Origin of the sequence: Algoriphagus sediminis, assembly GCF_030403435.1 — a bacterium.
GTDB lineage: Bacteria > Bacteroidota > Bacteroidia > Cytophagales > Cyclobacteriaceae > Algoriphagus > Algoriphagus sediminis.
This window is the reverse complement of the sequence record NZ_JAUEPH010000005.1, coordinates 33,910-51,391: the sequence shown is the minus strand read 5'-3', so window position 1 is coordinate 51,391 and position 17,482 is coordinate 33,910. Positions and strand designations below refer to the sequence as shown.

Below are 17,482 nucleotides of genomic sequence, written 5' to 3'. Positions count from 1 at the left end.
TATGCTTAAAAAGACCAGTGCCGTCGTCCTAAACTACATCAAGTACAAGGAAACTAGTATCATCGCTAAGATTTTCACTCGTGAAATAGGGCTGAAGAGTTATATCATCAATGGAGTCAGGAGTAAAACTGGAAAAAATAAGATCGGTTTTTACCAACCCATGAGCTTGCTCGATCTGGTGGTTTATGACAAAGGGAATTCAGGACTGCAAAGAATCTCCGAAACCAAATTAGCTTACGCAAGCCAGCAAATTCCTTTTGATTTTCGCAGAACCAGCATTTCTCTTTTCATGGCAGAAGTGATTGGAAAGTCAATTTTTGAGGATTATCAGAATGAAAGCCTTTTTGATTTTATCCATCAGAGTGTCCTCCATTTAGACAGTAATCGTGTGAATCTTGCTCACTTCCCTTCCATTTTTCTGATCAATCAGGCAAAGTATCTGGGCTTTGCACCTGCGGATGCTAAAGAGTTTTTCCTGGAATCCATGATCCAGCCTTTTGAAATTGAAGAACTGGAAAGGGTAAAATATTTTGTAGATGATGCATTGCGAAATGGATTTTCCACTAGCCAAAAACTTAGTAAAACCAATCGACAACTGATGCTCGATTATCTTAAAGACTTCTATTCCAGACACATGGATCAGGATTTGAAATGGAAAACCCTAGATATTTTAAGGCAGATTTCTGGTTAATCTTGATATACGTAAATAATATTTGTTAAATCCGTTAGCAAGGCGTAATATTGTGCCATCACGATGAATTACAAGTCATCCCACTTGACTTGAGCTTTTCTTGCAGATTTTTTGCTCCGAAAGATATTCATCACCCGAAATACCGATACTACATTTCATTTATTTCATACCCTTTTTATGTACAACATAGAAGAACTCAGAATCAGACTTCTGTCTGAGCTTAAAGAAATTGCTGAGGAACTCAAGGTTAAAAACTTCAAAAGTCTGAAGAAAGACGAATTGATTTACGCCATTTTGGACCAACAGGCTATCCTACCGGAAAATGCCCTCCCAAAGAAAAAACCTTCATCCGCTGAAGCAGAGCCTGAACAGAAACCAAAGTCTCAGCCTAAAAGAAAGCCTGCGGCAAATTCAGGACCAGGCGAGGAAGAAGCTTCCTACAAACCAAAGTTTAAAAGGCAAAACGTAAAAGATTCCAGCTCCGAAGAAAGTAAGCCTTCAGAGACTCCTTCAGAAGAAAAAGCTGAAGCAAAGCCAAAATATGAGCGAAAAGAGCGAAAGCCAGCCGAAAAAACTGAAGCTTCCGAAGAAGGTAAAACCTTCCGTCCAAGACGTAAAGTGGTAGAACAAGTGGCCACAGATGGCTCAGAAACCGATGAAAAGGCTGAAGCTTCAGAAAAGCAGGATCGTAGCAACGACAATCGCGGCCGAAGAAATTCAAAATCAGACGATCAAAACGGTAATACTGACAACAACAACGGGCGAAGAAAGCAGCAGGTCAATGTTCGTGAGTTTGACGGAGTGATCGAAAATGAAGGTGTTTTGGAAATGATGCAGGAGGGTTACGGTTTCCTAAGATCCTTGGATTATAATTACCTCGCTTCACCAGATGATATTTATGTTTCTCCAAGTCAAGTGAAACTTTTCGGTTTGAAAACCGGTGATCATATCAAGGGCACCATCAGACCACCCAAAGAGGGTGAAAAGTATTTTGCTCTGCTGAAAATCTCCACGGTCAACGGAAAAACCATCGATGAGATAAGGGACAGGGTTCCATTTGAATACTTAACTCCCCTATTCCCAGAGGAAAGATTAAATCTTACCACGACTCCAGATAAGTTCTCCACCAGAGTTCTTGACCTCTTCGCTCCTATTGGAAAAGGCCAGAGAGGAATGATTGTGGCGCAGCCAAAAACTGGTAAGACTGTTTTGCTTCAGCAAATCGCAAATGCCATCACCAGAAACCATCCAGAAGTTCACCTGATGATCCTATTGATTGATGAGCGACCTGAAGAAGTGACGGATATGGCCAGATCTGTAAATGCGGAGGTGATTTCCTCTACATTTGATGAGACTGCCGATCGACATGTGAAGGTTTCTAATATCGTATTGGAAAAAGCCAAGCGTATGGTAGAAGTGGGACATGATGTGGTTATCCTTTTGGATTCCATCACCCGACTTGCCCGAGCTCATAACACCGTAGTTCCAAGTTCAGGAAAAATCCTTTCCGGTGGTGTGGATGCGAATGCATTGCATAAGCCAAAAAGATTCTTTGGAGCTGCCAGAAATGTAGAAAATGGAGGGTCGCTTACTATAATTGCCACAGCACTGGTAGAAACTGGTTCCAAGATGGATGAGGTAATCTTTGAAGAATTCAAAGGTACAGGTAACATGGAATTGGCTTTGGACAGAAAGCTGGCAAACAGAAGGATCTATCCTTCTATCGATGTTTTGGCATCCGGTACCAGAAGAGAAGATCTCCTGATGGACAAAGAAGAGATGCAACGTGTTTGGATTCTGCGAAAGCTAATGAGCGACATGACTGCCCAAGAATCTATGGAATTCCTATTACAGCGAATGAAAGGAACCCGCGACAATGCGGAATTCTTGATCAGTATGAATGGGTAAATAAGAAAAACCATCAACCCATAAAGAACCCCAAGTCGCAAGTCTTGGGGTTTTTTGGTTCAATTAAATTTTTTAGAGGAGAAATCAAATTATGGTCCTATCGAGTATTGCTTATTATGTTGGGAGTCTAGTTTGTATCTTTAGATTCTTTTTAAACCATCGGTAGGAAAAGTTAGTAAGATAATTAATGCCCTTCTATACCCGACCATATTTTCAATTCAATACAGCATTTAAACTTAGTGGGTTTAGTATTGCACTTTTCTTATTATTTTTTGGAAAAGCCTTTAATAGCCAGGCTCAATATTCCCGCTCATTCACTGTTACTAATACCTATACAAGCACTGGTTTATTTACATTAACAGATATTTCTGATGACCCCTCCTTTGACCCTACAACAGAAACTTTTGCTGTTGCGGATGCCGAAATAATTATTGTTGGCGGTGGTGGAGGTGGAGGTGGAGGGATATCTTCAGGTGGCGGCGGTGGCGGTGAAGTTCGAGTTAGAAACGTCCAACTTGGGTTAGGAGCTACTCTAGAAATCATTGATTTTGGAACAGGGGGTGCAGGTGGAACAAATCGAGGAAGTAATGGAAGTAACACGAATGTTAGATTAATTTCTGGCACTCTTAATGAACGTGCCGTCGCACGAAGAGGTGGTGGAGGCGGTGGTTCTGGGAGTCAAAATGGAAGAAATGGTCCTGGCAGTGGAGGAGCCGGAGCTTCAACATCTTCAGCTGGAAACCCTGGTACCACTGGAGGTGGAGGAGGTAGTAATGACGGCTTATGGTCCAGCAGTGCCCCTAGTTCAGGTGGTAATGGCGATTTTGAAAATTCCAATTTCTTTGGTTTTTCGGGTTCCGCTGGAGGCGGAGGCGGAGGGGCCGGCTCTGCGGGTGGTGATGGAACAATTCTGGATTTATTTTTCGTTTTTGGTAACGGGGGTGATGGTGGTGATGGAGCAGTTACTTCCCAGGGTACTTTTGGAGCAGGTGGGGGTGGTGTCGGTACTACTACCAATGGTAGTGGTGGAGCAGGTGGGGGCGGTGATGCAGGAACCATTAATGGCGATGATGCATCTGGTATTGGTGCAGGGGGCGGTGCAGGGGGGACTCAAGGAGGCGATGGTGCAGATGGCGTGGTGATTGTAACCATCACTTATAGGATTCTACCTGTAGAATTTGCTTTCATTAGTGCCGTTTATAATGAAGCACTGCGAACATCAATAATTAGTTGGGCTACCACAAAAGAATGGGAAAATTCTCACTTCGATATAGAACGTTCTATCAACAACGTGACTTCTTGGGTAACGATTGGCCGCGTAGAAGGTCAGGGCTATTCGGAGGTTTTGGTTGATTACAACTTCATTGACAAGGTCCTACCAGTTTCCGGAGGAAATATTTTTTATCGCTTAAAGCAAAACGACTTTAATGGGGACTTCTCCTATAGTGAGACGAGGGCGATTCAGGTGGAACCGCTTTCTGGAACAAAATTCTGGAGAGTCTATCCTAACCCGACCGATGGCGATCCTTTCACTATTGCAATGCTTAATCCAGAAGATTTTAGGGATGAGCCCATCACCCTAAGTGTAATCTCAATGTCCGGGGTAGAACAGTCTTGGCCCATCCTAGATCCTGACACCATGGGTCAGCTGGCGGGACAACACTTACTCTCCCAGTCTTCAGGTGTATACTTAATTCGAATAACTTGGGGTGAGCGATCCGAGACCCATAGGGTAATTCTGAATAAGTAAAAGAGTAGTATTCATCACTGTGAGTTTCGTACTCGCCTATCCCCTTCCCATATTTCTGGACTGATCTTGTTATAATATCTAGATTTATGCAATGGAATAGATAAATAATAACTTCTTCAAAATAAATCAGGAAAATCGATTTAAAAAACTCTAAATCAGTGATATAAGAAAATTGGAAGAATGGTCTGAATTCAAAGCTCCCAGATTTCCAAATCACTCCGATTTAGGCAAAGTTCAACTTTTTGTATACCAAAGGAAGAAAACATATGCCCAAAATAAGATTTTGTTATATTAGTATTTACCATATATTTTTCGATTACAATTCGAGTTTTAAAACAAAACAAAAGTTGGAAAACGAGGAAAAAATATTGGTCTTATTAATCCTTTATGGAGGATCAAAAGGACCTCGAAGACAAGTTCAAAAGTGTCTGCTAACACCCTGAAAATCATGCAATTTTATTAGTACAAAATGCATTTTTTTGTATTTTTGTAGGTTAGATAACTCTAATGGATGAGGAACGTTTACCCCGAAATATTTTCTACGCTTAGATTCCGAATTTCACAATCCGGTTTTGGTGGGGTGTTTTTTCTTTTTTTCCTAGTCACTTTTTTTATATCCAGCTCATTTCTTTCCAATTACGCGAATGCCCAATGTGCCTCGACCACACTCACTTATGATGGTACTGGTACATTTACCTATGTAGTTCCAGCTGGAGTCACAAGCATTGATATTCAAGTTTGGGGAGCCGGTGGAGCTGGTGGTGGAAGTACTGATGCTGGAAGGTTTCGTGGTCGTGGTGGTGCCGGAGGTGGCGGAGGTGCTTATGTAACGGGTACAGTCACAGTCCAAGAAGGCGAAACACTTACGATTATAGTAGGTGCTGGTGGGACAGGAGTTTCAGGAGGTAATGGAGGTAACGGTGAAAATTCAAGTATCACTGGATCAGTAAGTGGTACCCTAGCTATTGCTGTTGGTGGTAATGGCGGGGCCGGAAATACTTCTGGTGGTTCCCCTGCGGGTGGTGCTGGTGGGAATTCTGGATCTATAGGCGGAACGGTGACGGCGGGGCAGAATGGAGGTAATGGAGAAACAGGATTTGGTGTAGACAGTGGAGCTGGTGGAAACGGCGGAAACGGTGGAAACGGTGGTGGTTCAATTGGTGGAGGCTCCTCAGATGGTAATCAAGGAAGCGTAATCGGCGGAGGCGGAGGCGGTTCACGAACATCTCAAAACGGAGGGCCCTATGCTGGTGGGAACGGAGCTCGAGGGGAAGTCCGTATTTCTTTTGATGCGGATCCTCCGGATTCAGGTTCTATTTCAGGTACCCAAACGATCTGCTCTGGGGGTGACCCTTCAATACTCAGTAATTCCATAGCAGGGGAAGGATCAACCTATCAGTGGGAAAGCTCCGTAAGTCCTTTCTCCAGCTGGAATGAAATATCAGGGGCGACTTCTGCCAATTACGATCCTCCCGCAGGACTTACCGAAACAACACAATACAGAAGAATATCGATTACTTCAGATGGATGCGAATCAAACCCATCCAATACTGTACAGGTATCGATCGAAAGCGTCAATCCAGGATCAATTACCGGAACTCAAAGTGTTTGTGCAGGAGGAGACCCTTCTCAAATAGCTAATGCAAATGCGGGAAATGGTGCTTCCTACCGATGGGAGAGCTCAGTGAGTCCTTTTTCTTCCTGGACTACCATAGCAGGAGCTACTGCTACTAGCTATGATCCTCCATCTGGTTTGACAGAAACAACTCGCTATAGAAGGGTTGCTATTACAGCTTCTAATTGTGAAGATGTTACAGTTGAAGTAGAGGTTACTGTAAATCCTGACCCAACGGCAAATGCCGGGTCTGCTCTTGCGCCAGTTTGTTTGGGCGACACAACCCCGGCAATGGGTGGAAGTGTGGGTGGATCTGCTGCCGGAGGAACCTGGTCAGGAGGAGCTGGTTCATGGTCTAATCCAACTGACCCAGCGAATGCTACATACACGCCGGATGCAAGTGAAACAGGTTCGACCATTACATTAACATTAACTACCGTTGATGGAGGCTGTGGGGTGACAACAGCCACTAAAACACTTACCATCACGCCAAGTCCAATCGCAAATCCCGGAGGTACACTTGCAGAAATTTGTGACGGTGAGACTTCAGCGCCAATGGGAGGAAGTATTGGTGGTTCGGCCACAAGCGGTGTATGGACGAATCTAAATGGTAACGGTACCTGGACCAATGCAAACAATCCTGCCACTGCAACCTATACTGCTGCAGCAGACGATAGTTCTTTGGGTATTATCACCTTACAACTTACCGCCAGCGGAGGGTCTTGTAGTGATGTTCTGGCCACGAAAACTCTGACTGTTAACCCAGGAAAAACGGTAACCCCAGTATCTACAGAGACTGTTTGCTTTTTTACAGGAAATGTGAACCTCACTCATGCGACTACAGGCGCCACCGGAATTGATTCTGACGGAGTGGATAGTGCGAATGGGCTACCAGATGGTGTAAGCGCTTCTTTTAATGCCTCAACAGGCCAAATCAGCATAACTGGGAACCCAACCGAACTGGGAACATTCAACTATAGCATCGAATTACTAGGGACCTGCGGAGTCGCTTTTGCTACAGGTACAATCGAAGTTGAGGATTGCGGATGTGTGGAAACTTTTGATTTTGATACGGATCCTTCAGGGACTTGGGTGGTTCCTGATGGAGTAACAGAGCTAATCGTAGAAGCCTGGGGTGCTGGAGGAAGAGGTGGCACTAGGACTAGCGATGGGTATGGAGCAGGAGGAGGCGGAGGTGGATATTCGCGTTCAATCCTTTCAGTAAATCCTGGAGATAGTTTTAGTTACTCAATAGGACAGGGAGGAAACAACAGCAATATTGATGGTGGAAATACGATCTTTGGGTCCAATTTAGTTGTTGCAAATGGTGGTGAAGGGGCATCCAACAACTCGTCTGCAGGTGGTGATGGGGCTACTGCAGGTACGGGTGATGTTACTTATTCAGGTGGAGATGGTGCCAATGCAGATAACTTCGGAGGAGGACAAAGAAGTGGTGGTGGAGGTTCATCCGGTGGTCAGGACTCTGATGGAAATGGTGGAAGTGGAAGAAATGGAGGTACCGCAGTAACAGGTGGTGGAGCAGGAGGGGATGGAGCAAATGGAGGTTCAAATGATCAAGCAGGTGGTGATGGTGCTCAACCGGGCGGTGGAGGTGGAGGTGCTGATAGAATTGGCAGTAGCACAGTTAACGGAGGCGAAGGTGGGGATGGTCGAATTAAATTAACCTATACCCTAAACGCCGGAATTGTGAATGGCCCACAGTCTATTTGTGTGGGTGGAACAACCACTTTCACTTCCACCATGATGGGCGGAGTATGGTCTTCAGCTGATCCTGCTATAGCTACAGTCGATCCTAGCGCTGGTGTGATCACAGGAGTAAGCCCAGGTGCTGCTACTATCCGATATACGATTACTGGTTGCACAATCGCAACCTCATCGAGAACTGTCTTTGTTAATGCCCCTATCAGCCCAGGGACAATCAGCGGAGATCAAGATATCTGTATAGGAGGAGATACTCAGCTTTTATCCTCTACAGCATTTGGAACTTGGTCTTCTGACAATACTTCTATCGCTACCGTGTCAAACACGGGTGTTGTAACAGGGGTGTCACCTGGAATTGTTGATATTTTCTATACCCTTCCAGCAAGTGGAGGCTGCCCAGCTCCCGAAACCAGTATTAGCATTACTGTCACAGCGCCACCAGATGCAGGCACATTAAGTGGAACACAAGAAGTATGTGAAGGTGGAACCAGAACTTTCTCATCCACCACTTCAGGTGGAGTCTGGTCTTCAGGAAATCCAAGCGTTGCAACAATAGATCCTTCTACCGGGGTTATCACAGGAGTTTCTGCAGGTTCTGCAATTCTTACTTACACTGTTTCTGGCTCTGGAGGCTGTCCGGATGACTTTGAAACCCGAACAATAACTGTAACTCCAGCGCCCGATGCCGGAACCTTAAGTGGGACTGATGAACTTTGCATTGGAGAAACATCTGTATTTAGCTCAACCTCCCTAGGAGGAACTTGGTCTTCAAGCAATCCTGCTGTCGCATCGATCAATGCCTCAACGGGTGAAGTCACTGCCCTTTCTAATGGTACAACCACCATTAGTTACACTGTGACAGGTTCAGGAAGCTGTACGGATGATGTAGCAACTCGGACTCTAACGATTAACTCCCTACCAAATCCAAGCTTTACAGCCCAACCAACCGGGATTGTATGTATAGGGGAGGCGGTGACATATTCCACTCAAGCAGGGCAATTCAACTATGATTGGCAGATTTCCGGAAGTGCTGGTGTTGACTACAATATAGTATCTGGGGGAACCATGACGGACAATTCTCTTACACTCGAATGGCTATCACAGGGTTCAAAACAGGTATTCCTGAATTATGAAAATGCTAGTGGATGCTCTGCTCCCACAGCGATTAGCAATACTATTTCAGTAAGCCCACTACCCAACCCAACATTCATAAATCAACCTTCAGGAGATTATTGTTTAGGCGAGGTAGTGACCTATACCACACAATCAGGAAGATCAAACTACAATTGGAGTCTTTCTGGAACTCAGGGAACGGACTATAACATTACCGCAGGTGGAATTAACACCAATTCGATTTCTGTAGAATGGCTGACTACAGGCTCCAATACGGTAACAGTGAATTATGAAAATTCAGGAGGATGTGAAGGCGCGACTCCTGCTTCTAATACAATTAATATAAACCTAAGGCCAGTCCCAACTTTCACTGCGGAGCCAAACGGAGCAATTTGTATAGGGCAAGAATACACCTTTGAAACTCAATCAGGTGCTGGAATTACAGATTTTGAATGGTTTGTTTCTGGAAATGAAGGAGTTGATTTTAATGTAACTGCAGGTGGCACTAATAGTGATAATTTGATTTCCCTTATTTGGTTGACAGATGGGGAAAAAACAGTTTCTGTCAATTATTTGAATTCCGATGGTTGCCCACCTTTAGCTCCTGCCACGAGTACCATTGATGTGGACCCCCTTCCGGTTCCAACATTCATTATGGAGCCTTCTAATCCAACATGCATCGGAGATGAGGTAACCTATACTACGGAATCTGGACAATCAAACTATATCTGGACCATTTCTGGTGTTTCAGGAACTGATTACAACATCATTTCGGGTGGTATTGGTACAGGCAGCCCTACTGTGACAATTGAGTGGTTAACTGATGGAGATAAGACCGTTACCGTTGGGTACACAAATGCAAATGGGTGTGTCACTGCGGCAGCAGCTTCAAATACCATTACCCTAGCTCCTCTCCCGGTTCCTACTTTCACAGTTGAGCCAGCAGATCCAGTTTGTATTGGAGATGAGGTTACCTATACCACCGAATCAGGGCAATTCAATTATACCTGGAATATCCCCGGTTCTGAAGGAACAGATTTCACTATCACGGGAGGTGGAATTGGAAGCAACAGTAATTCGGTAACTCTCCAGTGGTTAACGGATGGTAGTAAAACAGTAACTGTAAATTATCAGGATTCAAATGGTTGTTCCGGAATAGCTCCTGCCTCAAATACAATCAACCTAGATCCGCTACCTGCTCCAAGCTTCACCGCGGAACCATCTAATCCTGTCTGTCTGAATGATGTGGTAACCTATACAACTCAAGCTGGCCAAACGGATTACTCATGGACCGTTTCAGGTTCTTTAGGTACTGATTACAACATCACTGCAGGAGGAATTGGAACGTCTAGCAATACTGTCACCATTGAATGGTTAACGTCTGGAACTAAAACTGTGACAGTTAATTATACCGATGGAAATGGATGCTTTGTACCTAGTCCTGCTAGCAATACTATTGAAGTAAGTATTTTCACCTCCATCGTTACACAGATAGACAACACCAATTTACTCGAATGCTTTGGAGATGGTTTTGATCCATTATTTGTGGTGGCAACTGGATCAAACCTATCCTACCAATGGTATAGGAATACTACCGGAGTTATTGATACTTCAGTAGATACACAAGTTGGAACAAATTCTAATACTTATACGCCCCCTTCTACACCTGTAGGAAGCTCGTATTATTATGTAGTTGTTTCTGGAGATTGTGGTAGTGAAACTTCTGCCATTTCAGGTGTACGCATTGTGGATCCTTCGGGAACGCTAATAACAGACGATCCTGATGTCTTGGATGAAACAATATGTTTTGGAAACTCATTCTCTCAAGCATTAGATGTAGCCGCCTTAGGGGATGGAGGAAGTACTGTTACGTATCAATGGTATCAAAATACAACCCCGGATAACACGGGAGGGGTTATGCTTTCAGGAGAAACTAGCCCAACTAATTTCACTCCCCCTTCTGATGCAAGTGTCGCGGATGGATTACCAAGATATTACTACGCTACCGCGTCAAGTAGCTGCGGTACCGTTCCTACTGCAATATCCGGTGCGTTTATAGTTAATCCATTGACATCTATTGAAACTGAGAATCTTACAGGAGCAACAATTTGCGATGGTCAAGGACCCTTTAGTCCTATTTCAGTTAGTGCAATTGGTACAGGAACATTGTCTTACCAGTGGTACAGCAATACAACAGGTGTAATTAACACTGGAGTCGATAGCCAAGTGGGAACTGACTCTGACACGTTCACTCCACCTTCAAATGTTGCAGATGGAGTACCTGTTTATTACTACGTGGTAGTTTCTAGTTCAGGAGGATGTGGGTCCGATCAGACGTCTAGTATTTCTGGAGGTTTTGTGGTAAATCCTCTTCCGACACCAACCTTCACCATTGCTCCTCCTTCTGAAGTTTGTGTGGGAACATCTGTTACTTACACTACAGAATCAGGTCAGGCCAATTATGTTTGGAATGTTCCTGGTGTGGAAAATACGGATTACACGATAACCTCAGGTGGAATAGGAAACACTGATGAGACTGTAACACTTACCTGGCTGACTGGTGGAACTAAGGACGTAACAGTTAATTATAGCAATGCAAATAATTGTTCGGCCACCACTGCGACAATCAATTCTACTATTGTTAATGCACTCCCAGAGCCAACATTTACCACCGCACCACCAACGGAGGTTTGTGTTGGAACTTCAGTGACCTATACGACAGAGTCTGGACAAACCAATTATGTATGGAATGTACCTGGAACAGCCGGCTCAGATTATAATATAACCTCTGGCGGAATTAGCGGTACTGATAATTCGGTGACTCTAACATGGCTAAGCGCTGGGGCTAAAGACGTTTCGGTTAATTATACTAATGCCGATAATTGTGCCGCTGCCACTGCAACAATCAATTCTACCATAGTAAATACATTGCCGACACCAACATTTACCACTGCACCTCCCGCTGAGGTTTGTGTTGGGACTTCGGTAACCTATACAACCGAGGCAGGTCAATCTAATTATGATTGGAATATCCCCGGAACCGCAGGAACAGATTACTCTATTACTGCGGGCGGAATTGGTAGTACAAGTAATACGGTTACCCTTACCTGGTTATCGGACGGCACTAAGGATGTTTCCATCAATTATAGCAATTCTGATAATTGTTCTGCTGCTACTGCTGTAGTTAATTCGACAATTGTAAACGCTCTTCCTAACCCAACATTCATCACTGAGCCTCCTATTGAGGTTTGTGTGGGAACTTCTGTGACCTATGCCACCGAATCGGGTCAATCGAATTATGTTTGGACTATACCTGGATCAGCTGGAACCGATTTTAATATCACGGCTGGTGGAGGAACAACAGATGATACGGTAACACTTACTTGGTTAACTTCAGGCACCAAAGATGTATCGGTTAATTACACTAATTCGAATAATTGCTCTGCCGCTGCTGCAGTTGTAAACACTACATTTGTAAATTCTCTCCCAGCACCTACATTCACAACAGAACCTACTTCTGATGTCTGCATTGGGACTACTGTAACTTATACCACCCAACCAGGTCAAGATAATTATGCTTGGTCTGTACCCGGTGTAGCAGGCACGGACTATACCATCACTTCGGGTGGAATTGGGCCGTTTGATAACTCTGTTACCTTAACTTGGTTGTCTGCTGGTACCAAAGATGTCTCTGTAAATTATAGTAATTCAAACAATTGCACGGCGGCAACAGCTATTTCAAATAGCATTGATGTTGATGCCCTACCTGTGCCAACATTCACGGAGGCTCCGACTTCAGACCTCTGCATAGGTACTCCTGTAACTTATACCACGGAGGCTGGACAAACAAATTATATCTGGAATCTACCTGGATCGGCTGGTACAGATTACAACATTACAGCAGGAGGTATAGGATCAAATGACAATTCGGTTACTTTGGTCTGGCTGACAGAAGGCACAAAAAATGTTTCCGTGAATTACTCGAATGCAAATGGATGTACTGCAGTTTCAGCAGTAAGTAATTCTACATTGATCAATGTGATCCCTGTAATTTCTGACATTACAGGTACCACGATCAGTTGCGGAGCCAGCTTTACCGTTACACCAGTGGATGGAACTAATGGTTTTGTTCCTGCTGGAACTACCTATACCTGGACCGTCATAGACAACCCTGATGTTACAGGTGAAGCTGATGAGTCCAATCCACAAACCAATATATCCCAGTTATTGACCAACACCTCCATAGTGGATCAGGTAGTGACATATACCGTCACTCCTACCACCCCTGATGGATGCGCTGGAAACCCTTTTGACGTGGATGTATTAGTCCGAGCAATTCCAACAGTAGATCCAGTACCAGATCAAAATATAGGATGTGCTGGTCCATCAACGACAGCAGTTAATTTCACCGGGAATGGGGTTGCCGGTGTGGTCTACAACTGGACAAATAGCAATCCTGAAATTGGCCTAGCGGCAGCTGGTTCTGGAAATATTCCTTCTTTCGTAACTCAGAATACTACATCAGCTACCATAGACGCTGAAATTATAGTAACACCTACGGTGAATGGTTGTACCGGGCCATCCGAATCCTTTACCATTTCAGTAGATCCAACTCCTGAAATTACCCTTCAGGCTGACTATTGTGCTGTAGACGGTGAGGTGGTATTAGTAGCTAGTTCGGCTGTTACGGGAACGACTTTTGAGTGGAGTACTGGAGAAACCACTCCCTCCATACAAGTGGATTTGGCAGGGCTTTATTCTGTTACTGCTACATCTCCTGATGGTTGTACGGCTACTGCATCTTTAAGTGTTGCTGAAGAATTAATCGTTGATGGATCATTCACCAATTTTGATCCAGCTAATCCAAGTTTCTTCACTGAATATACCCAAAACCAGGCCTACTATGTTTCAGGCGACCCGAACACAGGGTTATGGCCTGAAGGCTACTATGCAGTAAATATTAATGCGCAGGGTAATACCACAACCACTCCACCAGGTTATCACTCGGCATTTTATGGAAGAGATCATACAAACAATGCCACTGGCGACAGGAATTTTATGATGGTGAATGGTGGAGAACTCATAGGGACTCCATTAAGACAGCCTGTAATTTGGCGACAAACTGTACCGGTAGAGCAATTTACAGAATACTATTTCTCTGCATGGGCCATGAATCTAAACCCAGCATCAAATGCAAGGCTCCAATTTAAAATCAATGGCCAATTAGTCGGAACTGTCTTAGACTTATCTTCTGCTCCTGAACCAACAAGTGATGCTGAAGTAGGACTAGATAACTGGAGAGAATTTAGATCTGATCCAAGCTGGAGTTCAGGAACTGCGACAACCGCCGTAATTGAAATTGTGAATTTGAACACAACCCTTGGTGGAAATGACTTCGGTTTAGATGATATCTCTTTTGGCACGCTTTCACCATTTATTAGATTAACCTCAGACCCAGGAACTGATGATAGCCAGGTTGTTTGTCAGGATTCACCAATTATAGACATTACCTACGATGTAGGAGGTGGACTAAGTGGTCCAGTAGTTACTAATTTACCGCCAGGTGTTACAGCCATTTGGAATGGAGTGAATTTGAGGATAACAGGCTCTCCAACTACACCTGGAGACTATACCTATGAGGTCTTTACCACTGGATCTTGTCAGCAAGTACGTGTGGAAGGTTTGATAGTGGTAAGGGATGTTCCAGATGAAGGAACCATAGCCAGTGACCAAACCGTGTGTCTGGGTGATACCCCAGCTACCATAACTGGTAGTGTTTATACCCCACAGGATGCGGGTGCAGTCATTTCCTACAGATGGGAAATGAATACAGATCTTACCACACCGAATTGGGTGGATGTTCCTGGTAATCCATCAGGAGCGGACTATGACCCACCAGTATTAACTGAAGCTACCCAGTATAGAAGATATACTATTTCAACAGTTGGAACGAATAGTTGTGAAGGACCTGCAACAGATCCTGTGACAATCACCATACAGACAGAACCAATTGCTGGAACAATTGCAGCTGATCAAAGTATTTGCCCTGGAGATGACCCTGCAGCATTTATAAGCACAGAATCAGGTGCAGGGGATGGAAATATCAGTTACATCTGGCAGTTTAGAAATTCAACCACAAATCCACTATGGACTACCATTTCAGGAGCAACAGGAGAAACCTATGACTCGCCTGCATTAACAGAGACTACCGAATTCCAGAGAATTACGGTTTCCACCTTAAATGGTGTGGATTGCGAATCTGATCCTACTCCTGCTGTCACGGTGACTATTCTCCCTGAAAACACAGTTACCCCAGTGAATCCAGATCCACCGCTGTGTTTTGATACACCGCAACCAGTGACAATCATTCATAATTCTACAGGAGCTACTGGAATAGAAAATGCTGGAGTCGAAGGGGCCAATGGTCTCCCATTAGGAATTAGCGCTTCATTTAATTCGACGACTGGAGACATCACTATTTCCGGAACGCCTGCAGAAGTTGGTACATTCAATTATAGTATTCCATTAACCGGAGGCTGTGGAGATTTGAATGCAACTGGAACCATCACGGTTGACAATCCAACCTACCCAATTATCAGTATTGATGTTCAAGACCCTCCTCAAGGTTCTTCTCCGCCTTACACGTCGACATTTACTGTATTCAGCAATGAATTGGCACCTGGTGATTATGAAATTAATTATAGCATCACGGGAACCAATGCTGGTTCAGACCAGACTATTTCGGTGACTGTAACTACTGCAGGTCAATTCACCTTTGACTCGCCTCCATACACTAATGGAGGAACCAGTGTCCTTACCATTAACTCTATTAGGGAAATCACTGACCTTTGTCCATATACTCCACCAAACAACAACACTGCGGAATTTGGAGCTTCTTGTAGTACGGAATTCTTAGAATCTGACGGAAATGCAACCTATTCGGTTCTAGCCGGAGTATCAGAAATTACCATCGAGGTATTTGGAAATGGTACAGGAGGTAATACAGCTTCACAAACTATGAATGTCACTCCAGGAGGACAGATATTCTTAGTGTATGATGCTTCTGATAATATTTATGCAACGGAACTGCCAGACACGGAGCCAGATGCAGACAGATTGGCTCAAGCCATTGTAAGTGTTACGGGTCCTGACGGCAGATTCTTGATTACCTATGAATGCCCTGACGATCCATCCTGCACGGATTCAGGAGCTGTAACTCAATACACAGACTCTGAAGGATACACTGTAATCCGATTTACCGGGGAATGCCAATGGACCGTTCCAGAAGGACTTGATGAATTTGAGGTTCTTGTTGTTGGCGGCGGTGGCGGCGGTGGCTTCGGAGATGCAGCCGGCGGCGGTGGTGGCGGTGGCGTCTTCTATCAGAATTACACAGGAATTACAATGAATGGAAATCCTGGTTTGCAAGGAGCTGTATTCCAGGTGTCACCTGGTGGTCAGGGAATAGGCTCCACGAATCCAAATCAACAGGGTGGTGATGGTGAAGGCTCTTCTTTCACAGGTCCAAGCTTTGATTATGCCGGAGGAAATACTTTCTCAAATATTAGCGTTGCAGGTGGCGGCGGCGGTGGCTCTTCAAGTTCGAGTCCAACTTCCAGAGCAGGACGTGATGGCGCTTCTGGAGGGGGTGGAGCTGCTTTCGGTGGTGATACTTCTGGAGGAGGTATTGCTTCTCCTGATGGAAACGAAGGTGGTGCAGCATTTGCTCAGGGTTCTAGTGCCTCAGGTGCAGGAGGTGGTGGAGCTACTACAGGTGGCGGTGACGGCTCTGGTGATGCATCTCTCGTGAGCGCTGGCAATGGAGGAAATGGGTTTATTCAAGGAATTTCAGGAGAAGATCTGTTCTATGGAGCTGGTGGAGGAGGAACATCTTCTGGAGCTACCGTGAACGAACCAGGATTGGGAGGAAGCCCGTATTCCGATGGCGCATCGCAATTCTATGCTGGAGGACGTGGTAACAATACTGGTGTTGGTCTACCTGCAACTACCTATGGTTCTGGTGGTGGAGCGGGAAGAACCGGAGGAAGTAATGGTTTCCAAGGCGTGGTTTACATTCGCTACCCTAACTTCCGTATCCTACCCGTTGAATTCCTCTACTTCGAAGCAGAGCATAATGAGGCGCTACGATCAGGTGACTTGACTTGGGCCACTGCCCAAGAATGGGAAAATGATCGATTTGAAATTCAGCGATCTCTGAATGCTGCCAAGGATTGGGAAATCATCGGTGAAGTAGAAGGTGCCGGATATTCAGATCAGGTTCAAATGTATGACTTCAGAGATCTAAACCTACCTCCTGCCGGTGGAGATATCTTCTATAGGCTGAAGCAATATGATGAAGATGGAGACTTTACATATAGCGAAACCAGAGCGATTCAAGTGGAACCACTTCCAGGAATCACACGATGGAGAGTCTATCCAAACCCAACGACTGGAGATCCGATTAATTTCGCGCTTCTGGAACCATCCTTATATGAGGACGAAGAGATTACGCTTAGAATTATTTCGCCAACCGGAGATTATGTGATCATCGAAGTAGATGATATGACTACGATGGGAGCACAAGTGACTCAATATTTCAGAAATCTTGCCGCAGGTGTTTATACCATTGAAATTTCATGGGGTGAACAAATAGAATACCATAAGGTAATCCTAAAAAGGTAAG

4 protein-coding genes are annotated in these 17,482 nt (G+C 44.6%); all 4 read left to right on the top strand.

Annotated features, from left to right (window positions below; translation table 11 throughout):
* The first annotated feature begins 1 nt into the window (after position 1).
* The 4 genes from recO (at position 2) to QVH07_RS11820 (ending at position 17,481) form a co-directional block, all read left to right on the top strand.
* A complete protein-coding gene (gene recO / locus QVH07_RS11835; protein ID WP_290000635.1) occupies positions 2–691 on the top strand; it encodes a DNA repair protein RecO in 690 nt (229 codons plus the stop codon).
* A gap of 177 nt (positions 692–868) precedes the next feature.
* Entirely contained in the window at positions 869–2,599 is a 1,731-nt protein-coding gene (gene rho, locus QVH07_RS11830; RefSeq protein WP_290000633.1) for a transcription termination factor Rho, read from the top strand.
* 187 nt (positions 2,600–2,786) lie between these two features.
* Complete coding sequence (locus QVH07_RS11825; RefSeq protein ID WP_290000631.1) at positions 2,787–4,349, top strand: T9SS type A sorting domain-containing protein; 1,563 nt, start codon at positions 2,787–2,789, stop codon at positions 4,347–4,349.
* Positions 4,350–4,860: 511 nt separating this feature from the next.
* Positions 4,861–17,481, top strand: coding sequence for a DUF8696 domain-containing protein (locus tag QVH07_RS11820; RefSeq protein WP_290000629.1), 12,621 nt, complete (start codon positions 4,861–4,863; stop codon positions 17,479–17,481).
* The last annotated feature ends 1 nt before the right edge of the window (position 17,482 follow it).